This is a genomic window from Halovivax cerinus, assembly GCF_024498195.1.
Classification (GTDB): Archaea; Halobacteriota; Halobacteria; order Halobacteriales; family Natrialbaceae; genus Halovivax; species Halovivax cerinus.
In genome coordinates this window covers 2,856,888-2,877,867 of sequence record NZ_CP101824.1, presented here as the reverse complement: position 1 = coordinate 2,877,867, position 20,980 = coordinate 2,856,888, and the positions used below count along the sequence as shown (strand labels likewise).

At 66.0% G+C, this 20,980-nt stretch carries 14 protein-coding genes and 1 pseudogene; 4 read left to right on the top strand and 11 right to left on the bottom strand.

Going from position 1 to position 20,980, the window contains the following annotated elements; translation table 11 throughout:
• The first annotated feature begins 38 nt into the window (after positions 1-38).
• Positions 39-1,985, top strand: a complete 1,947-nt coding sequence (locus NO366_RS13595; protein WP_382274168.1) for a DEAD/DEAH box helicase — start codon at positions 39-41, stop codon at positions 1,983-1,985.
• A gap of 251 nt (positions 1,986-2,236) precedes the next feature.
• On the opposite strand, the gene NO366_RS13590 is transcribed toward NO366_RS13595, so the two are convergent.
• The gene (locus NO366_RS13590) at positions 2,237-3,484 is read right to left on the bottom strand and encodes a DegT/DnrJ/EryC1/StrS family aminotransferase (RefSeq protein ID WP_256531330.1); all 1,248 of its coding nucleotides are present in this window, start codon (positions 3,482-3,484) and stop codon (positions 2,237-2,239) included.
• A gap of 222 nt (positions 3,485-3,706) precedes the next feature.
• Here NO366_RS13590 and NO366_RS13585 point away from each other — a divergent pair, with 222 nt between their 5' ends.
• Both NO366_RS13585 and NO366_RS13580 read left to right on the top strand, forming a co-directional pair.
• Positions 3,707-5,326 carry an alkaline phosphatase family protein gene (locus NO366_RS13585; RefSeq protein WP_256531329.1) on the top strand — a complete coding sequence of 540 codons (1,620 nt, stop codon included), beginning with the start codon at positions 3,707-3,709 and terminating at the stop codon, positions 5,324-5,326.
• A pseudogene (locus tag NO366_RS13580) lies at positions 5,323-6,341 on the top strand (GNAT family N-acetyltransferase). Before NO366_RS13585 ends, NO366_RS13580 begins: the two are co-directional and overlap by 4 nt.
• A 165-nt stretch (positions 6,342-6,506) precedes the next feature.
• Here NO366_RS13580 and NO366_RS13575 read toward each other — a convergent pair.
• The 6 genes from NO366_RS13575 to NO366_RS13550 form a co-directional block, all read right to left on the bottom strand.
• On the bottom strand, positions 6,507-6,713 hold the full coding sequence (locus tag NO366_RS13575; RefSeq protein WP_256531328.1) for a DUF7563 family protein: 207 nt from the start codon (positions 6,711-6,713) through the stop codon (positions 6,507-6,509).
• Positions 6,714-6,921: 208 nt separating this feature from the next.
• Positions 6,922-8,772 carry a glutamine--fructose-6-phosphate transaminase (isomerizing) gene (gene glmS / locus NO366_RS13570; protein WP_256531327.1) on the bottom strand — a complete coding sequence of 617 codons (1,851 nt, stop codon included), beginning with the start codon at positions 8,770-8,772 and terminating at the stop codon, positions 6,922-6,924.
• Between the two features lie 630 nt (positions 8,773-9,402).
• Complete coding sequence (locus NO366_RS13565; RefSeq protein WP_256531326.1) at positions 9,403-9,828, bottom strand: CBS domain-containing protein; 426 nt, start codon at positions 9,826-9,828, stop codon at positions 9,403-9,405.
• Positions 9,829-9,934: 106 nt separating this feature from the next.
• Positions 9,935-10,480, bottom strand: a complete 546-nt coding sequence (locus NO366_RS13560; RefSeq protein ID WP_256531325.1) for a DoxX family protein — start codon at positions 10,478-10,480, stop codon at positions 9,935-9,937.
• Between the two features lie 557 nt (positions 10,481-11,037).
• Positions 11,038-11,586, bottom strand: a complete 549-nt coding sequence (locus NO366_RS13555; RefSeq protein WP_256531324.1) for a DoxX family protein — start codon at positions 11,584-11,586, stop codon at positions 11,038-11,040.
• Between the two features lie 77 nt (positions 11,587-11,663).
• Positions 11,664-12,464 carry a formate/nitrite transporter family protein gene (locus NO366_RS13550; RefSeq protein WP_382274247.1) on the bottom strand — a complete coding sequence of 267 codons (801 nt, stop codon included), beginning with the start codon at positions 12,462-12,464 and terminating at the stop codon, positions 11,664-11,666.
• Between the two features lie 262 nt (positions 12,465-12,726).
• On the opposite strand from NO366_RS13550, the gene NO366_RS13545 reads away from it, so the two are divergent.
• Positions 12,727-17,394 (top strand): glutamate synthase-related protein, encoded by a 4,668-nt coding sequence (locus NO366_RS13545; RefSeq protein ID WP_256531322.1) that lies wholly within the window; start codon positions 12,727-12,729, stop codon positions 17,392-17,394.
• Positions 17,395-17,436: 42 nt separating this feature from the next.
• Here the strand turns inward: NO366_RS13545 and NO366_RS13540 are convergent, their stop codons facing one another.
• The 4 genes from NO366_RS13540 to NO366_RS13525 form a co-directional block, all read right to left on the bottom strand.
• Positions 17,437-18,450: an AI-2E family transporter gene (locus NO366_RS13540; RefSeq protein WP_256531321.1), complete on the bottom strand. Its 1,014-nt coding sequence runs from the start codon at positions 18,448-18,450 to the stop codon at positions 17,437-17,439.
• Between the two features lie 199 nt (positions 18,451-18,649).
• A complete protein-coding gene (locus NO366_RS13535; RefSeq protein ID WP_256531320.1) occupies positions 18,650-19,267 on the bottom strand; it encodes a GAP family protein in 618 nt (205 codons plus the stop codon).
• A gap of 181 nt (positions 19,268-19,448) precedes the next feature.
• The gene (locus tag NO366_RS13530) at positions 19,449-20,342 is read right to left on the bottom strand and encodes a DUF6159 family protein (protein WP_256531319.1); all 894 of its coding nucleotides are present in this window, start codon (positions 20,340-20,342) and stop codon (positions 19,449-19,451) included.
• A 237-nt stretch (positions 20,343-20,579) separates the two neighbouring features.
• Positions 20,580-20,807 (bottom strand): DUF7860 family protein, encoded by a 228-nt coding sequence (locus NO366_RS13525; protein ID WP_256531318.1) that lies wholly within the window; start codon positions 20,805-20,807, stop codon positions 20,580-20,582.
• Positions 20,808-20,980: the final 173 nt, after the last annotated feature.

Here is a 20,980-nt window from a genome sequence, read left to right as displayed (position 1 = left end):
CCGAAACGGGTTTAGCGGCGACCGCTATAGGCGAGAGCGTGACCGACGACGCTGCGGGGACGGATGAGCGAGCCGCCAGGGAATCGGGGGCGCGAGGGGAGCGCGACGAAGACGACCGGGCGATACCGGCCGTCGAACAGACGCCGGATCCGGACGAGACGGGTGAGGAGCCGGCGAATGACTCGTTCTCGCTCGCCACCTTTCACGACGTGTGCCAGGCGGAAGGGCGACCGGTCGTCACCGCTGGGGCGGTGGCGAACGCGCTGGACACGACGCACGAAGCGGCCACCGAGGCGCTCGACCGCCTCGAATCGGTGGGCTCGATCGAACGGCTCCCGGTCGACGCCGACCCGGTCGTCTGGTACCCGAGCGAACTCGAGGACCTGAGCGCCCGCGAACGCGTCGTCGTCTTCCCGAAACGCCGAGAGATCGTCGTGGACCAGCCGGAACAGTTCACGCGAGCGCAGCTCTCGCAGTTCGCACACCTGAAGGAAACGACTGGCGACGGCGGCTACCGGTACGTCGTCCGTCCCGAAGACGTCTGGCAGGCACCCCACGACGACCTGGCGGGCCTGCGTCGGACGATCCGGCAAGCACTCGGCGAGCGCAACGACGAGCTCGAAGACTGGATCGAGAGCCAGTGGGACCGCGCGAGGCAGTTTCGGCTCAGGACGCACTCGGACGGGTACACCGTCCTAGAGGCCCAATCGCCCGAGATCATGGGCAACGTCGCACGCCAGGTGCTAGACGACGCACACGTCCACGCGCCGATCTCGGACACCGAAGACTGGGTTCGCGAGGGTGCGGAGGCCGCCCTCAAGCGCGAACTCTACGAGGCGGGCTACCCCGTCCAGGACGACCGCGACCTCGAGGGTGGCGATCCGCTGGACGTGGACCTCACCGTCTCCCTGCGCGACTATCAGCGGACCTGGGTGGAACGGTTCGACGATCAGGGCGCCGGCGTACTCGTGGGACCGCCCGGCAGCGGCAAGACCGTCGCCGCGCTGGGGGCGATGGCCCGCGTCGGCGGGGAGACGCTCGTCCTCGTCCCGAGTCGTGACCTCGCCCGGCAGTGGGCCGATGCGATCGTCACGAACACGACGCTCGATCCGTCCCAGATCGGCCAGTATCACGGCGGGCAGAAGGTCGTCCGGCCGGTTACGATCGCGACCTACCAGATCGCCGGGATGGATCGACACCGCAGCCTCTTCGACGAACGCGAGTGGGGGCTGACTATCTTCGACGAGGTCCACCACGTGCCGAGCGACGTCTATCGGCGGGCGACGCACCTCCAGTCGCGGTACCGACTCGGCCTCTCCGCCTCGCCCATCCGCGAAGACGACCGACAGGCGGAGATATTCACCCTCGTCGGGCCGCCGATCGGGACCGACTGGGACGCGCTGTTCGACGCGGGGTTCGTCGCCGAACCCGAACTCGAGATCAGGTACGTCCCCTGGGACGAGGAGGCGGGCAACGCGTACGCCGCGGCCGAGGGACGTGAGAAGTACCGGATCGCCGCCGAGAACGCCGCGAAGGTCGACGAGGTCCGCTACCTGCTGGCCGCTCATCCCGACGGGCAGGCCCTGATCTTCGTCGACTACCTCGATCAGGGCCGTGACCTCTCCGATGCACTTTCGATACCCTTCCTCAGCGGCGAGACGCCCCACCACGAGCGCGAGCGGTTACTCTCGGAGTTCCGAAGCGGTGAGCGCCAGCGACTCCTCGTCTCCCGCGTCGGCGACGAGGGGCTAGACCTCCCCACGGCCGACCTGGCCATCATCGCCTCGGGGCTCGGCGGCTCCCGCCGCCAGGGGACCCAGCGAGCCGGCCGGACGATGCGCCCCGCCGGCGGAGCGCTCGTCTACGTCCTCGCGACGCGCGGGTCGCGGGAGGAAGACTTCGCCCGAAAACAACTCCAGCACCTCGGTCGGAAGGGTGTCTCCGTTCGGGAGCGAACCGTCGAGCGCGACGAACCGACGGAGTAGTCACCAGGAGGGTCGGTGAACGCGCCGGCCGAACTGAGAGACGCAGGTACCCGGTCGGACCTGTTGAACGTAATTGCCGGCGGAGCTGGGAGACGTAGACACCCGTGGAACTGGTGGACGTAATTGCTGGAGGGGTTGGGAGACGCAGACGCCCGACGAGTCGGTGGACGCAGACGCCCAGGAACTGGCGGACGCAGACGCCGGAGGTGCCTGCGAGGTCGATGCCGGGCGGAGGTGATGGACGACCGCTTTCACAGAGATGCGCCGACCGAGGCGACCTGCTCCGGTTGGACCCGACGATCGACGGGGAGCGCGAGGACGTGATCTGCGAGATACTGCGCCGTCGCGTAGGTCGGGGTCTCCCTCACGAGAGTCGGGAGCCGCGGCCAGGTGTGGACGTCGATACCGGCCGCCGTCAGTCGGTTCCGGACTCGACCCGGTCGATCGGCCTCCACCGGCGCGCACTGCGGACAGATACCCTCCGGAAGGTCTCCAAAGAGCGGTCGAACACCGGTCGAACGTGCACACGCGTCGAGCCACGCGCGATACGTCTGACGGCGACGGTCGCGGACGGCGATCGGATCGGTTCGCGCACAGACGACCGCGGTCAGTTTCGAACAGGGTCGCTTGGCGGCTTCGTAGCGCGCCGCAGGCGGCGCCACGCCGGCGCCGTAGAACCGTTCTTCGACCGACGCGAACCGTCGTGAGAGGCCCGGCCGACGGTCCAGTGCCCGTCTGATCGCGCGTGTGAAGACGAACCGGGCGTCCGCGCCGGTGAGCGTCCCCCTGACGCCAGAACAGTCGGACTGTTCGAACCGCCCGCGCAACGCCTCGTTCCGGACGTAACAGATCGCGCCGTTCGGCACGGGAAACGTCTTCCAGAGGCTGGTGACGCCCGCGTCGCCTCGTGTGCCGAGGAGGTGACCATCGGAGACGCTCAGGGTCGCGTGCGCGTTGTCGTCGACGAGATAGCAATCGTACTCGCGGGCGACGCTCGCGACCCGCTCGCGTGCCGGCTGGGGGAACCCGAAGTAGTCGATGGTAACTATGGCGATCGTGTCGCCGTCGACACGGCGACGCACGTCGGCGACGGACGGTTTCAGCTCTGGGCTGATCACGTAGTACCGGGGCTCGACGCCGAGTTCCCGGAGCGGTTCCGGGACCGCGTCCGGGACGTACGCCGGAAGGAGGACGTTCCACCGCCGGTCTGACGGTTCCTCCCTCCCGAATCTCCGCCGACGGCAAACCGCCCGGTCCGACTGCGACGGCAGCATCGCGGCCACGACGTCCCGGAGCGCCACCTTTCCGGACCCGTAGAGCCAGTAGTCGTCCACGTATCGTTCGACGAAGTCGAAGATGTCGGCCGGACGTCGGTTCGACCGATGGGTCGGGCGATCGATCCCAGGCGACCGGTCGTCCCGATCGGCCGCGTCCATCGAGCCCTCGATCTCCGGTGACCGGGCGATCGGGTCGACAGCGTCCATCGAGCGATCGGTCATCGGTGACCACGGTCGCACCGAGGGTCGACGTTGCCAGGTTCCATCGCGCCGACCGACGGCGGACCGGGACATTAGCATCCGTTCGCTACACCGGTCGAGCCCAGTGTACGACCGCCGTACGTCGGGCACGCCGACCCATCACGGACGCAGACTCCTCGTGAAACGCGAACGTACGCGCTGAACAGACGCGATAACAAAGCGACAGAGCGCGAACAGCCGCCCATGGAGGGATCCGCGGAGACGTCCGGGCCCGACCTCCTGCTGGTCGGCCTGGACGGGTGCTGTCACCCGATTCTCGAGGCACAGTTGGACACGGGAACGACACCGACGATCGATCGACTGGTCAGGACGGGCCCCGACGGGCCGCTCGAGTCGCAGATACCGCCGTGGACCGCGAGCGCGTGGCCATCGCTGTACACCGGCACCAACCCCGGAAAGCACGGCGTCTTCGACTTCCTCACCTTCGACGGCTACGACTGGGACGTCGTCAACGCGACGCACGTCCGTACGCGTCCCGTCTGGGAACTGCTCTCGGAACACGGGCACACCAGCGTCGTGGTCAACGTGCCGGTGACCCACCCGGCTCGCCCGTTCGACGGGGCGCTGATCCCGGGGCTTACCGCACCCGAGGACCCCCACTGTCACCCGGACGGCCTGCTCGCGGATGTCGAGGAGGCGATCGGACCCTATCACATCTATCCACAGAGCTGGGACGACGTCGACGGAATCGCGGCCTACGAGCGGACGATTCGCCGACGTGGTGGGGCGTTTCGATACCTCCTCGACCGGTTCGACCCGGCGTTCGCGTTCGTACAGTTCCAGCTGACCGACTCCGTGTTCCACGAACGCCCCGACGACGAGGACGCCGTGGCAGCCGTCTACCGGGCTGTCGACCGCGAACTCGAGCGGACGCTCGACGAGTACACTCCGGAGGCCGTGCTCCTCGTCAGCGATCACGGGATGGGTCCAGTCCGCGACGTCGAGGTACGCGTGAACGATATCCTGCGCACCCGCGGTGTCCTGGAGACGCGCCAGGGCGGCGAGGGCATGCCGACGTGGTCTCGCGCCTTCGAGAACGACTTCCTCGAGGGAGAGGACGCGGGCGAGCACGATCCGGGTCCGCTCGAACGGGCGGTCGAACTCGCCGCCAGGGTCGGGATCACGACCCAGCGCGTCGCGGGCGCGCTGGATCGGGTCGGTCTCGCCGAACCGATCGGCCGGCACGTCCCCGGAGACCTCGTCAGGGCCGGCAGCGAGCAAGTCGACTTCCCGAACTCGATCGCGTACGTCCGCTCGAAGAGCGAACTCGGTGTCAGGCTCAACGTCGAGGGCCGAGAACCGAACGGACGCGTTCCCCCCGACGACTACGAGCGCGTCCGAGCGGAGGTCGTGGACGTACTGGACGGTCTGACGACGCCGACCGGTGACGACGTGTTCGAGCGTGTCGGTCCCCGGGAGGACTTCTTCGCGGGTCCGCACGTCGAGAACGGCCCCGACGTCGTGACCGTGCCGCGTGACTTCGACACGGCGATCGTCGCTCGCGTCGCCGGCGAGCCCTATGGAGAGCCGATCGAACCGTGGAACCACGAACGAACGGGCATCGTCTCGGCGACCGGGGACGCGTTCGCGAGCGGATCGATCCCCGACGCTCACCTCTTCGACGTCGCGCCGACGATCTGTGCGCTCTTCGGCGTCCCGATAGACGAAACCATGGACGGCGCCCCACTCCCGATCGTCGACGAGACAGAGACGGCCACCTATCCGGCGTACGATCCCGGTCCGACGACACGCACCGACGACCGAGCCGTCGAGGACCGCCTCTCCGATCTCGGGTACCTATGAGCGTCGATATCGACTGGTACGACGTCGAAACCGAGGCCGACGAGTGGAATCGACTGGTCGAGCGCGCGCCGCGGTCCAATCCGCTCTTCCGGGCGGAGGCGCTCGCGCTGCAGGCGGCCGAGACGGGGACGACCGTCCACGCGCTGCCGGGTTCAAAGGACAGGAGCCGGTCGGGATCTTCCCGGCGTTCGAACTGACGAAAGGGCCGTTTTCGGCCGTCTTCTCCCCACCGCCACACTCCTGGTCCGTCTACCTCGGGCCGACGCTCCACTCGATGGACCACCTCAAGCGACGGAAATCGGACAGGCGAGTCCAGGCGTTCGTCGAGCGCTGTCTCGATCGGCTCGAAGAACGCTGTGGCCCGGTCTACTGGAAGGTGACGACGGCGGGGATCGCCGATCTCCGACCGTTCACCTGGAACGAGTTCGACGTGACCGTCGGGTACACGTACGTCGTGGATCTCGATGCGTCGAAGGAGGCCGTCCTGGAGCGTTTCAGCGGAGACGCCCGCCGAAACGTTCAGTCGACTCCGGATGCCGTCGCGGTCGACGTGGCGGGACGGGAGGCGATCGAACCGATAATCGACCAGGTCACCGCCAGATACGAGAGTCAGGGTCGTCCATTCCACCTCGACGCATCGTACGTCAGAGCGCTCTACGACGCGCTCCCGGCGGGGAGCGTTCGCCCCTACGTCTGTCGCGTCGACGGAGAATTTCGCGGTGGAATCCTGGTCCTCGCGTCCGAAGACACGCTGTTTCGCTGGCAAGGCGGCGTGAAGCTCGAGGCGACGGACGTGCCTGTCAACGATCTGCTCGACTGGCAGATCATCGCGGACGGGATCGACGACGGATCGGAGCGGTACGACCTGGTCGGCGCGGGCGTACCGAGCATCAATCGGTACAAGGCGAAGTTCAACCCGCGACTCGAAACCCATCACACGATCACGCGCGCCACACTCGGCGTCGATCGACTCGTCGAGGGATACGAGCGGGCGTTCGACCGGGGCACGCGGTGACGACCGGGGCGACCGCGATCGGGTACCGACGTGCCGGAGCCTGAGACGTGTGGTCCGACGGCCGTCCGCAGTGACCGGGTCGACGGGAGAGCCGAAACCGAGGACAGTGGGCCTGAATCGCGTCGGTTCGACAGACCACCGTGGCGTCTATCGGACGTCAGCCGTCTACCTGTGTGCTTCGGGGATGAAGTCCGACGTTTTCATCTCTCGATAGGTCGAACACTCGGGGCACGCGTGGACGACGTCGCGGTTGTCGCCGAACACCCGGGCGAACTGTCTGGTGACGCGATTTCCGCACGAGACGCAGTTCGGGGCGGCCGTTTGACGGTCCTCTTCGAGCGGGGTCCATCTGGCGTCGTATTCGGGTGCCATAGGGGATCGGTAGCGACAGGACCCTATTTATTATGGAGGTCGTACCGGGTACGATTCAGCCGCGATCCCCCACCGGATTCGGTTCGGCCGTAGCCGACCTGAGGAGAGACAAACCGGCCTCCTGCTTTCGATAATGGGAATATTTACGACCGGTATCGTCTCGTTAATCCCACCTATTCGGACGCTATCGTCACGACGAGGGTCCGGTCTACTCTACAGTGACGCTCTTCGCCAAGTTACGGGGCTTGTCGATCGCTCGTTCGAGCAACGACGCCGCGTGGTAGGAGAGTAACTGGAGTTGCACCGTCGCGAGAATCCCCGACAGGGTCGGGTCGACGTCCGGAATTCGAAGGTGCGCGTCGGCGACGTCGAGTGCTGGATGGCCATCCGGACAGACGGCGACGATCGGCGCTCCGCGAGTTGCCGCCTCCTCGGCGTTCTTCAGCGTCTGGGCGTCCTCCGTCCCGGTGAAGACGGTAACCACCGGCGTCTCCGGCGTCACCAGCGCGAGCGGGCCGTGTTTGAGTTCACCGGCCGCGAACCCTTCGGCGTGCTCGTACGTGATCTCCTTGAACTTGAGTGCCCCCTCGAGTGCCACCGGATAGCCGAGCCCACGTCCGATGAAGAAGTACGCTCGATCGTCTCGGTACCGTCGAGCGATCGACTCGGCCGACGACGTCTCGAGGAGGTCCGCCACGAGCGACGGCAATCGGTCGAGATCCGACCAGCGGTCCGCGACGGATGACGAACGGGCCTCGGCCACGTCGGCCTTCGCGGGAGGCGATCGTGTGCCGGCCGTTTCGTCCGCGATTCGGCGTGCGAGCATCGTCAACAGAATCGCCTGCGACGAGAACGTCTTCGTGGCGGCGACGCCGATTTCCGGCCCTGCACGGATAAACAGGCGATGATCGGCGTCGCGTGCCGCGCTGGACCCGATCACGTTCGTGACGGCGAGCGTGGTCGCGTCACTCTCCCCGGCCCGGCGAAGCGCATCGAGCGTGTCCGCCGTCTCGCCGCTCTGTGTCACGGCGACGACGAGCGTCCGCTCGTCGACTGGCGGGGCGGCGACCCCGTACTCGTTCGCCAGCAGCGCCACCGCGTCGATGCCGGCTCGTCGAAGACTGATCTCACCGTATCGAGCGGCGTGATAGGACGTTCCGCAGGCGACCAGGACGACCCGATCGACGTCGGAGAACGTCCCATCCGGGACGGTTTCGAACGAGACGGCACCGGTTCGCGAGTCGTATCGACCCTCCGTCGCCTGGGCGATCGACGTCGGTTGTTCGGTGATCTCCTTTAACATGTAGTGATCGAACTCCCCCTTTCCCGTCTCCTCCGGGTCCCACTCGACGCGCTCACGACGGCGACGAACCGCCTCTCCGGTCGCATCGGTGATCGAACACCCATCCGGACCGAGCTCGACGACGTCACCGTCTTCGAGGTAGATCACGTCGTCGGTGTACTCGAGGAACGCTGGAACGTCACTCGCGAGGTAGTAGCCGTCTTTGGCGATGCCGACGACGAGCGGTGATCCGTTACGAGCAGCGTAGAGCGAGTGCTCGCCGTCTCGCATAGCCGCGACCGCGTAGCTCCCGGCGAGTTCGTCGATCGAGCGCCTGAACGCCGTCGCCATGTCGTCACCCCGATCGAGGTAGTGCTGTATCAGGTGCGGGACGACCTCCGTGTCGGTGTCGCTCGAGAACTCGTGGCCCGCCGCCTCGAGGTCCGTCTTGAGCGACGCGTAGTTCTCGATGATTCCGTTGTGGACGACGGCCACGTCCGCGGTGGTATCGGTGTGAGGATGTGCGTTCTCGTCAGTCGGTGGGCCGTGCGTGCTCCACCGCGTGTGACCGATACCGAGGTGACCCTCGAGACGTGACCGGTCGATCGCAGCGAGGAGGTCGTCGACCGTGCCCGACCGCTTGGCGACGTCGATCCCGGATCCGTTCTGGATCGCGATACCCGCCGAATCGTAGCCGCGGTACTCGAGGTTCTGCAGTCCGGTGAGAAGCGGTTCGAGTGCGTCGCCCGTGCCGACGTGGCCGACGATTCCGCACATCAGGTCGACCCCTCCGGCCCTGCGCCGTCGGTCTCGTCACGTGAGCCCGCCAGTCCGCGGTGTGATCGACCGTGCTGTGATACGTCGCTCATAGACACAGCCAACTCACTCGCTTCTATTACTATTGAGAGGCTACACGCGCCGGTAGCCGCCGTAAGCAGTATCGTATCGGCACCGACCGCGATCGACCGGTCGCAGCGATCGTCCGGCTTCGACGGCCGATTCGAGAGCCTCGCCATCGTCTTCGGGCGCGCGCTCGGGCCACAGAATCGATTCGATTCAGGAGACACTGCGGTTGGAACGCGGCCGCCGAGGACGGCCGAACGCGCAGACACGTACGGACCGGCTACCGACCGACGCGGAGTCGACCGGGTCACCGGCGGATACGCAGGACGAAGCGATCCGATCGGTCACGGTCCCGGCCACGTTGTTCAGACCGCCTTCTGACCAGGCGAGACTGTACGGCCGACGGGTCGCTGGGTCAGAACGGCGGCGCGTGAGTTCGCGAGTCACGACCCGATCACCTCTCGGGAATTCGACGGATTTCACCCGGGGATTCGACGGATTTCAGTCGGACGGATCCGTCCGTCGCCGATGAACCGTCGACCCGGAGACGAAGACGAACTCGGCCTACTCGTACGCCGGACGCTGTGCCTGGATGATCGAGGACAGTTGCGCCTGTTCGTCTGCGAGGAGTTCCGTGAAATCGTCGGCGGTGATGATCCCCTCCAAGTTCCCGTCCGCATCGGTTACGGGCAGCCGTCTGACCCCGTTTTCCGCCATCCGCTCGGCGGCCGTGTAGAAGCCGTCCGAGTCCGTGACTGTGGTGAGGTCCTCGGACATGACGTCAGCAGCCGTCGTGTCGTCCGGGTTCGAGCCGTTACCGAGGACGCGCGTCGCCAGGTCGCGGTCGGTGACGATACCGACCGGTTCGTCCCCGTCCGTGACGACGACGCTCCCGACGTGCTCGTCGTCCATGCGGCTCGCAATCTTCGATACCGGTTCGTCCGCTTCTGCCGTAACCACCGTGCTTCTGGCGAGGTTCTGGACAGGCATGGGCGTCTTCTTCTGCCCACGGGCGACGGCTTAAATCCCGGTCGGACTGCTCACTGCTGGCGACTGTCAGCCCGGGACGAGAGACGGACGACCCAGAGCAGTTCGATCACCCCAGCAGGTACCGTACCCGCGGATATCGTTCGACCAGCGGCCGGCCGTCGACGCGGTACCGCTCGACGTACCGATCGAGGCCGGCGATCCGACCGGCCCCGAACGCGGCGAGCGAGAGGAACACGAGCGCGTACAACAGGTCGCTGGTGGCGTACCCGTGTCCGGCGTCCCAGTTTCCCAGGTAGTACAGGAGAGTCATGATCGTGCCCCAGAACGCGGCCAATCGCGTGAGGGCACCGACGAGCAGTCCCAGGCCGACGAAGAGTTCTCCCCATGGAACGGCGACGTCGACGAAGGCGACGAACCAGTCGACCTGACTCGCCGAGACGAACAGGTCCGCCGCCGGTCCGGCCTCTCTCCCCGCGAGATATCCTCTCGCAGTAAAGTCGCCGGCGAACACTTTCGACAGGCCGGCCTCGACGAACGTGGCACCCATCAACAGCCTGAGCGCCAGGATGAACCAGGTAGCGTGGCCATGCAGTTCACAAACCGCGGTGAAACCGCCGACACTACTCTCTATACGCGTAGTCTTATCGTACATAAATTAATATAGAAACTAGTGGAACTTAATTGTATTGTCCCGTCCGGCCATCCTCGTCCCTCCCGGTGCGGACGATGTGCACTCCCGGAGCGACACGCCGTCCAGTGCACCGATCGATACGGGCGAGCGAAGCGAAGACGTCGACATCACTGGGACAGTCACCGGCCGGAACTCGTCGGCCTCGACGGTGTCGCGTCCGTCTCTCCGATCGACCGGTCCGAAAAATCGTCCACACGACTGGGACACCGGTCGGCCGTCGATCGGGGTGGTCAATTGTCGTGCGTACGGTCAGGACGCGACGGTTCACCAGGCCGATAGGGCGGCGAATGGCTCGCTCGCTACTGACGACGCCGTCGAACCGCCGATGACGCCGTGACGGATGGACACCGTCCGGAGACGTCGATCACCTCGATTCACGTGCCTGCGTGGTGTGACCATGGGCAGCGCGAACCGCCCGGCCGTCGAACACGCAACCGTGTGTCTACACTACTGAACGGCGACGAGAAACCGAGATTGCCGTCCGACGGACGTCGAGAGGCACCGTTCGTGCCGCCGACTCACCCGAGGATGTACCGCATCCACGGATACCGTTCGACGAGTTCCTGCCCGCCGACCTGGAGGGACTCCAGGTACCGATCGAGTCCGAAGATTCGGCCCGCACCGAACGCGGCGACCGAGAGGAACACGAGCATGTACGCGAAGTCGCCGTTGATGTAGCCGTGTGAGACCTCCCAGTTGCCGAGGTAGAACGTGAGCATCATGAACGCGCCCCAGAACGCCGCGAGCCGGGTAAGTGCGCCGACGAGCAGTCCCAGACCGATGAGGACCTCTCCCCACGGAACGGCCACGTTGACGAACTCGACGAACCAGCCGACCTCGGCCATCGAGGTGAACAGGTCGGCCGCCGGTCCAGCCTGGCGACTCGCGAGGTAGCCACCGGCACTGAAGGGGTCCGACGCGAGGACCTTGTCGACGCCGCTCTGGAGGAACGCCAGTCCCATCATGAGCCTGAGAGCGAGTATGAACCAGACCGAAAGTGTGTGTAGTTTTCCGCTGGCCGTGAATCCTGCGACCCTGCTTTCCAGGGTAACTTCGTTCGTTGCCATAGGATACCACACTGAACGTCACATACTTAATAGTGTGTGCGATTTTGCCGATCGATTCACAGCGTGTCCACTGGCCGTCAGGTCCCGCCGCGGACGACGTGGCCGTACTTCAACGACGCGACGAACACACCGCCGCCGAGCGCGTTTCCGACGGTCGCGAGTACGAGGAAGACGAGATAGTCGCCGACCGTAACGGCATTCGTGACGAGCAACCCGAACAGCACTTCGACGTTGCCGGCGATCGAGTGAGGGAGGTGCAGGAGACCGATCGTAGCCGTCACGATCCAGATGAGGAGGAGTCGGCTGGTGGTGTCCTGTGCAGCCGTGATGAGCCAGGCGAGCAGTCCCATCAGCCACCCCGCGAAGATCCCGGCCACGAAAAGCCAGTACACGTCGTGCGTGACGAGTTTGTAGGAGATCTCGGCGAACGCGTCCGTCGAGACGACGCCGAGACCTGGCATCAACTGGACCGCGAGGACGGTAAATAGCGCGCCACCGATCACGTTTCCGACGTACACGAGTCCCCAGAGGCGGGTGAGCTGGCCGACCGTCGCTTGTCCGTCGAGGACGGGGATCACGGCGAGCGTCGTGTGTTCCGTGAACAGCTCCGATCGACCGATGATGACGAAGATGAATCCGACGGCGTAGGCACTCGCGACGAGCACCTCCGTGAGAAGATCGCCAAAGCCACCCGTCGAGAGGGTCAAGACGACGGCCATCAGCAACGGACCGAATCCGATGTCGAGTCCGGCGGAGAATCCCGAGAGGAGCAGTCCCGACCGTTCACGGTTCATCTCGTGAACGCCGCTGTCGATCAACGAAGACAGAACGTCTCGCGTCGGACGCTGATCGGCGGCCGACGCCGTCGGCGTCGACAGGTCGGTCTCGTCGGTCGGTCCTGCAGTCGACACCGCCGACGTACCGTCGTCACGATCGGTCACGAGATCGTCGTGGTGGCCTACGGGGGCCACGCATGCAAACCTTCCGTTCTCCCCCACCCGTTTTGCGAACGTCCTCGTCTAGTCGGTTTCCCGGGACCATCGACGACCCGTACCTGACCTTATATTTGATAATAGGTCATAATACAACATATAATCATTATAGCGTATCCTCTTATCCGATCGTGTGAACACCTGTCGTATGAGCCGGCACGAAGCGAACACGCCACCGCACGCCACGGGGCTCGCCCCCGGCGACGAACGAGGGAGTTGTGGAGTCGGCATCGTGGCCGACCTGGAATCGGACGGGAGTCACCAGATCGTCGACGACGGTCTCTCGCTGCTCGAACGGCTCGAACACCGCGGCACGACCGGCGCCGAGGCGAACACTGGCGATGGGGCCGGAATACTCCTCCAAACGCCCGATCGATTCTTCCGAGACGTCCTCGAGGTGTCGCTTCCGGATATCTACGCGGCGGGAACGATCTTCCTCCCGACGGACGAATCGGCCCGAGCACGGATCGTCGAACTGGTCGAAACCGTCCTTTCGAGGTACGACCTGGAGACGACGACGTGGCGTCGCGTTCCGACCGACGACCGGGGCCTCGGCGAAACTGCACGCGAATCGGAACCCGCAGTCTACCAGTGCTTCGTCGTCCCGGCAGCCGAACTCGACGGTGCGGATCCAGATGCGTTCGATCGACAGCTGTACGTCGCCCGACGCGCACTCGAGTCGGAGATTTCGGCGCTGGACGCGCCCGGAACGGACGACACGTACGTGTGTTCACTCGACCGGGAGACGGTCGTCTACAAGGGGTTGTTGACCGGGAGGCAACTGTCGTCGTACTACCCCGACCTCACCGACGATCGGGTAGAATCGACGTTCGCGATGGTTCACGAGCGCTTCTCGACGAACACGCTCGGGGCCTGGCACCTCGCCCACCCGCACCGGCGGACGATCCACAACGGCGAGTTCAACACGCTGCGAGGGAACGTCAACTGGATGCGGGCCCGCGAAGCGGACCTCGCGAGCGACGACCTCCCAGATATCGAGGCGATCCGGCCGATCGTGGCGGACGAGGACCAGTCGGATACCGCCTGCCTCGACGAGGTGATAGACCTCCTCCTCGCGGGGGGTCGGTCACTCCCGCACTGTCTTCGGCTGCTGATTCCTGAAGCCTGGCGAAAAGACGAAACCATGGCCGACGACCGTCGTGAGTGGTACGACTATCACGCGTCGCTCGTCGAACCCTGGGACGGACCCGCGCTGGTCGCGGCGACCGACGGCAGGCGAATCGCCACGCTGCTCGACAGGAACGGGCTCAGACCCTGCCGGTACGAGGTGACGACCGACGGCCGGGTACTCATGGCGAGCGAGACCGGCGCCATCGAACTCGAACCCGACGCCATCGTCGAACGCGGCCGACTGGAACCCGGCGAGTTGCTCGTCGTCGATCCGGAATCCGGCCGAGTGCGGACGGACGACGAGGTCTTCGACGACCTCGTCGACGATCGCTACGGCCGGTGGGTCGCGAACGAACAGCGCCGACTCGGCGACGGTAAGACCGACGAGACGGAAGGCCCGCCCTCGACGAGTCCGCCGTCGGACCTCCGTGCCCGCCAGGCGGCGTTCGGCTACACGCACGACGAACTCGAGACGCTCGTCGAACCGATGGCCCGCACCGGGATGGATCCCGTCGGCTCGATGGGCGACGACACGCCCCTGTCCGTCCTCGCGTCGGTGAACCGCCCGCTCCCGTCGTACTTCCGTCAGCTGTTCGCCCAGGTGACCAACCCGCCGCTCGACTACGTCCGGGAGGACCTCGTCACCAGCCTCGAGTGTCGCCTCGGCCGTCAGCGCAACCTGCTCGGGGAGTCACCGGAACACGCCCGACAACTCGTCCTCGACTCCCCCATTCTCACTGAAGACGAACTCGAACGAGTTCGAACCCCCGGAGGTGACGGGCTCGGCGTGACCACGGTCGACACGACGTTTCCGGTCGATGACGCGGAACCCGCCGACGAGTCGCCAGCCGAGTACGGTTCGGTGGCCAGCAGCGACCAGGCCAGTACCGGGTTGCAGGCGACTGACGGTGGCGAGCGCCTGGAAGCCGCCGTGGATCGACTCCGACGGCGCGTCGCCGACGCTATCGAGGACGGACACGAACTGGTGATCCTCTCGGACCGTGCGGTCGGGCCAGATCGGACGGCGATTCCGAGTCTCCTCGCGGTCAGCGCCGTCCACCAGCACCTCGTCAGAGAGGGACTTCGTACGCGAGCGGGCGTGATCGTCGAATCGGGGGATCCCCGGACGGTACATCAGGCGGCCACGCTGATCGGCTACGGTGCCGGTGCCATCTGCCCAACGCTCGCGTACGACACCATCCGCGACATCACCAGCGGACCGGACGGTGCCGACGCCGACGCAGCGATCGACGCGTACGTCGGCGCGCTGGAAGATGGCCTCTCGAAGACGATGGCGAAGATGGGCATCTCCACGGTCGAGAGCTACCGGGGAGCCCAGATCTTCGAGGCCGTCGGGCTCGCAGACGACGTCGTCGACGAGTACTTCACAGGGACCGAGACGTCGATCGGCGGCATCGGACTCGCGGAACTCGAGGCCGACCAGCTCGCGAGACACCGGGCCGGGTACACAGGGTCCGACGCGTCGATCGAGCGGACGGGTGAGTTCACGAACCGATCGAACGGCGTCCACCACCAGTGGAACCCGGAGACGGTCGGCGCGTTGCAAGACGCCGTTCGGACGGGCGACTTCGATCGCTACCTGGAGTTCGCCGACACGATAAACGATCAGAGCGAGCAACTCCAGACCCTCCGCGGTCTGCTCGCGTTCGACTCCGATCGTGAGCCGATACCGATCTCGGACGTCGAGCCGATCGCAGACATCGTGACGCGGTTCTCGACCGCGGCGATGTCGCTGGGCAGCCTGTCTCCCGAAGCACACGAGAACAACGCGATCGCCACCAACCGCATCGGAGCCAAGGCGAACACCGGAGAGGGCGGCGAACCGCCCGAACGGTTCGGAACCGAACGGGAGTGTTCCGTAAAACAGATCGCATCCGCTCGGTTCGGGGTCACGTCGACGTACCTCGCCGCTGCGGACGAACTCCAGATAAAGATGGCGCAGGGCTCGAAGCCCGGTGAGGGTGGTCACCTTCCCGGATCGAAGGTCGGCGAGGAGATCGCCCGCATCCGCAAGTCGACGCCGGGCGTCGGACTCATCTCGCCACCGCCGCTGCACGACATCTACTCCATCGAGGACCTGAAACAACTCATTTACGACCTCAAAGCGGCCAACGAGGACGCAGACGTCAACGTGAAGCTGGTCAGCGAGGCCGGGATCGGGACGATCGCGGCGGGCGTCGCCAAGGCCAACGCGGACGTGGTACACATCTCCGGTCACTCGGGTGGCACGGGCGCCTCTCCACGGACGTCGATCAAACACGCCGGTCGACCGTGGGAGCTCGGCCTCGCGGAGGCGAATCAGCTGCTGTGTGAGACCGGTCTCCGAGATCGTATCCGCGTCTCGGTCGACGGAGGGTTGAAGACGGGGCGCGACGTCGCCGTCGCCGCCTTGCTGGGCGCCGAAGAGTACGTCTTCGGCACCGCGTCGCTCGTCTCGGAGGGGTGCGTGATGGCTCGACAGTGTCACGAGAACACCTGTCCCGTCGGGATCGCGACACAGCGAGGCGACCTTCGTGAACGCTTCCCCGGCGAACCAGCCCACGTCGTCAATTACCTGACCTTCGTCGCCGGCGAACTACGCGAACACATGGCGGCGCTCGGATTCGAGACCGTCGAAGAGATGGTCGGTCGCGTCGAGTGCCTCCGGCAAGACTCCAACGGCGGCCGTGGCGGGCGCGATACCGGCGGGGAGACCGGGGGTCAGGTTCCCCCCGTCGACCTCTCGGCGATGCTCGCCGAACCGGACGGTACCGTGCGAACGAAGCGTCGCGAGCAGGATCACGACCTCGCCGATCACTTCGATCGTGAACTGATCGAGTGGGCCGAGCCGGCTCTGACCGACGGAGACTCGGTGTCCGTCTCGACCTGTATCGGAAACGTCGACCGCGCGGTCGGAACGATGCTCTCGAACCGCGTGGCGAGTCGGTACGGCGAGGCTGGCCTTCCCGCCGAGACGATCTCGGTGTCCCTCGACGGGACGGCGGGCCAGAGCTTCGGTGCGTTCCTCGCGAGCGGCGTCGCGTTACACCTCACCGGCGTCGCCAACGACTACGTGGGAAAAGGTCTCTCTGGCGGGCTCGTCACCGTCGATGCGCCGAACGCCGTCCGCTACGACCCGGCCGAGACGGTCGCGATCGGCAACGTCGCGCTCTACGGTGCCACCGACGGCGAGTGTTACGTCGAAGGCGTCGCCGGCGAGCGCTTCGCGGTCAGAAACTCGGGAGCGAAGGCGGTCGTCGAGGGCGTCGGTGATCACGGCTGTGAGTACATGACCGGTGGCGTCGTCGCGGTCCTGGGGGAGATCGGACGCAACTTCGGCGCCGGCATGTCCGGCGGCGTCGCGTACGTCTACGACCCGACGGGCGAACGCAGCGCGAGGATCACCGCCGATTCGGTATCGGTCGACGACGCCCCGTCGGACCGAGACGAAGCGATCCTCCACCGCCTGCTCGAGAACCACGTGGCCTACACCGACTCCGAACGAGCGTCTGCCCTGCTCTCGGAGTGGCCCGCGGTCTGTGACGACTTCGTCGTCGTCATGCCCGACGCCTACCAGGAAGCCGTCGCCGAGGACGGTCGGGCCGACGTCCGGACCGACCTGCCGCGGCGTCCGGATCCGACGCGCCCGAACCCACGTGTCGATAGGATCGTGAGCGACGATTAGGGACGTTCGACGGGCCGAACAGGGTCCGTCGGTACGTGTCACTCAGCCGGCGGCGTCGTCCAGGTGATCCCAGTGGTCGCCGATGACTTCCAGGATCGCTTTCAGCCCCCCGACGACGACCGGGCCGTAGAACAGTCCCATGATGCCGAACGCAGCCGCTCCGCCGAGGATGCCGAGGAGAATTACCGCCGGGTTGAGTTCGGCGTACCGGTCGACGGCGAACGGCCGTAGGTAGTCGTCCGTGACGCCGACCACGACGACGCTGTAGACGAACAGCGCGGCCGCGAAGACTGGTTGTTCGAGCAGGAGGAGGTAGATCACGGCGCCGCCCCAGATGGGGATCGTCCCGATGAGGGGCACCATCGCGAAGACGATCATGACGACCGTCCAGAACGCCGCGTTCGGGATGCCAACGGCGTAGAAACCGATCCCCGCGACCACTCCCTGGACGACGCCGACGAAGACGTGACCGAAGAGTACCGCCCACAGGAGGTCCGAGAATTCGTCGTACAGGTCGCGCTGGACCGCATCCGGGAGCGGCACCGTGCGGTAGAGCCAGTCCACGAGTACGTCGGCATCCTTCAGGAGGTAGTACAACAAAAAGAGCGCGAGCACGATACCGATGAGGAAGGTCGCGAGCGAGCTGAACGCGGCCGTCGACCGTTCGATCGTGGTCATCGCCAGGTCCTGGCTGGAGCCGACCAGTGAGCCGTCGAGAGCGATCTCGCGACCGGTGACCGCCTCGAGACGCGTCTCGAGGGTGTCGAGCCGGATCGACTCCGCGTCGAGGTCTTCGACGACTCGACCGGCGTCGGCCGCGATCGTCGAGAGGACGACCACGAACGGGGCGACGAGCCCGACGATCGTCACCGACACGAGCGTGAGCGCGGCGGTCGCAGACGATACCCGACGTTCGAGGCGCCGCTGGACGGGGTAGAGTGCGTACGCGAGTAGCACCGCCCCGAGGACGTACTGGAGAAACGGCACCACGACGAGTACCGTCAACACGACGAAGACGAGCGCGAGCGCGAGGAGGAATCCCCTGTCGAGACGCACGCGTGATCAGTCCCCTCCATCGGCACGGCGGTGCTTCGCGTCGGCACCTGAATAGTTCACGCCGACGCCGCGACGGTTCGCGATAGACGGCCGAAACCCGTTCATTGAGGTCGTGTTCGTGTAGACGGTAAAAGAGTATGGCGGGCGACGATGGGCCTGACCGCGTCGACGCTCGACTCGACGCGGCAAACGACCGGCGTCACCCGTGCAGGTTCGAGAGGGTCATGATCACGAAGAATCCGAGCACCACCTCGGAGACGAGCCACCCGTTGGCTACGAGCCGATCGCGAACCGAGGGGAGCGCACGCTCGGCTCGATCACCGCCGGCCAAGAGCGTGAGCACGGGGATCGAAAGGACCGCGAGTGTCGCGATGACGAACGGCGCGGCGTGCCAGAGCGGTGCGTCGCGCCCCGAGAGGTACGAACCCACCGCGAGCGACGTGAGAAGATCGGTCGGAAAGAACCCGATCAGGAGAAAGCCCAGCCGAAAGGAGAATCCCGGGGAGGACGACTGGAGAGCCCCCATCCACCGCGGCGGCTCGGCACGGTCCCGGGTGCGATACGTGTGGACCATCGCCAGGACGAGTGCAGCGAGTACGATGGCGATCCGCGCCGTCGAGGGCGATCCCCGGCCGACGACGCCCACGTCGAGGGCGTACGCGGCGGACACGACGAGCGGAACGGAGACCGCCGCCCCGGCGACGAACGCGATCGAGTTCGCTCGCCATCGCTCGCTCGTCGCCAAGAAGACCGCGCTCACGATCTGCGGCCCGGAGATCATGACGACTACCAGTGGGAGGATCTCGAGGATCGTCACGATCACCGTTCACGCCGACGGAGCAATCGCCTGCGGCCTGTGGGTGAAAGCCACCCAAGACGACGAGTGAGAGATGGAACGGCTCACGGCCACGACGAGACCGGCACGCATCCCCGGGCATCTACACCGACAATTCGCTCCCGCAGGCGTCCACACCACGACGCGACTGTCGACCGCTCGGTTATATCCGCCCCCGCCCGGACCCGCCGAGGGTGCCGGTGAGACCGCCGCCGGAGGACGTCGCGTCGTCGCCGCCGAGGCGGCCGAAGTCCATGTCCTCGAAGTACTCCGGTGCGGTGTCCTCGGTGGCGTAAACGTACAGCGCCGTCTTCGCGATGCCGGAGAGTGACTTGCCGATCAGGAGTCCGAGGAGGACGGCGGAACCGCCCACGATCGCAGTCGCGACGAGCCCGGCCGTCCCCAGGCCGCCGACGAGCAGGAAGGTGACGACGCCCACCCCGGCGCCGGCCAGCGCGAGCAGGAACGACACGATATCGATGGCCCCCATCGCGCCGATGGACTCGCCCCATGTGTCCTTGAACGTCCGTGCACTCTCCGTAAACATCTCGCTCACCGATGGATTCCGGAAGACGATCACGGGTACGACGAAGTACGTCATAACGCCCCACGCGACCGCGAAGAGGCCGGCGAGCAACTGCGCGACGAGGTTGTCCTGGCCCTCGATCGCCCGGATGATCACGCCGACGATCGCCGCGACGAGCGACCACGCGAGAAGCGGCCACTTGTGTCGCCACGCGGTGGCGATGGCGTCTCGGATCGACGGCTCTTCGCCACGGAACGCGGTCCGCGTCGCCGCGACCAGCGCCGCCGTGAAGAACGAAGCGACGAAGGTCTCCACGAGGTACGCGACGAACAGCGCCCCGTAGAGGGCCGGCCCCGGCGATTCGAAGAGCGGCCCAGTGGCATAGAGGCTCCCGAACAGCGTGACAACGAACGCGATACCCGACAGGCCTCCGAGTAGCGGGAAGGCGAGCAACTTCGGGTGTGCGCGGAGGACGCGACCGCTGCGCCGTGCCATGCCGAATCCGGTCTTCAGGCGGCTGAACAGTCTCATCTCGCCGACGGTGTTTCATTGTATGCCACTTAGTCGTTCTGTTTACGACCGCACCCACTGGTTCGAGCGATGGGTGCGCCGACGTGGCGATGGTCGACCGACCCAGGAGAAGTGGCCGCTCGTACTGGGTGCGGATAGAGCGGCAGTCGAGGCAGCGATCGTGTCGTCTCCGATGTATCCGCGACGTTCGTCTGGTCGCCGGGACCGCCATCGAAGGCACGTCGAACCGAATGTTGATCACTCGGTCAACGGGAGCGCGACGCCGAAGAGAAACGGTGAGACGAGGCCGACGACGATACCGACGGCCTCGGATGCGGTGAAGAGTGTGTCCTCCCACGCGGGGAGCGCACCAACGAGGGCGTGACCGATCGCTTCGCCCCCCGCACCGAAGACGAGCAGGGAGAGGCCCAGGAGGAATCCGCCTTTCGCCCAGCGCGCGTAGTCCATCCGTCTGCGTCGTGTCATACCAGACCCTGTCTGGGGGGTGCGCTATCGACTTTTCGGTTCGACGGACTGCGCACTAGACGAGCGGGTTCGCTACGTACCGGCTGCGTGACCCGAGCCAACGGTTACACCCCCGAATCCGGGACCGCGCCAAACGACGGTCGCTGCCGACCTGTCGACGGGGAATGAATTTC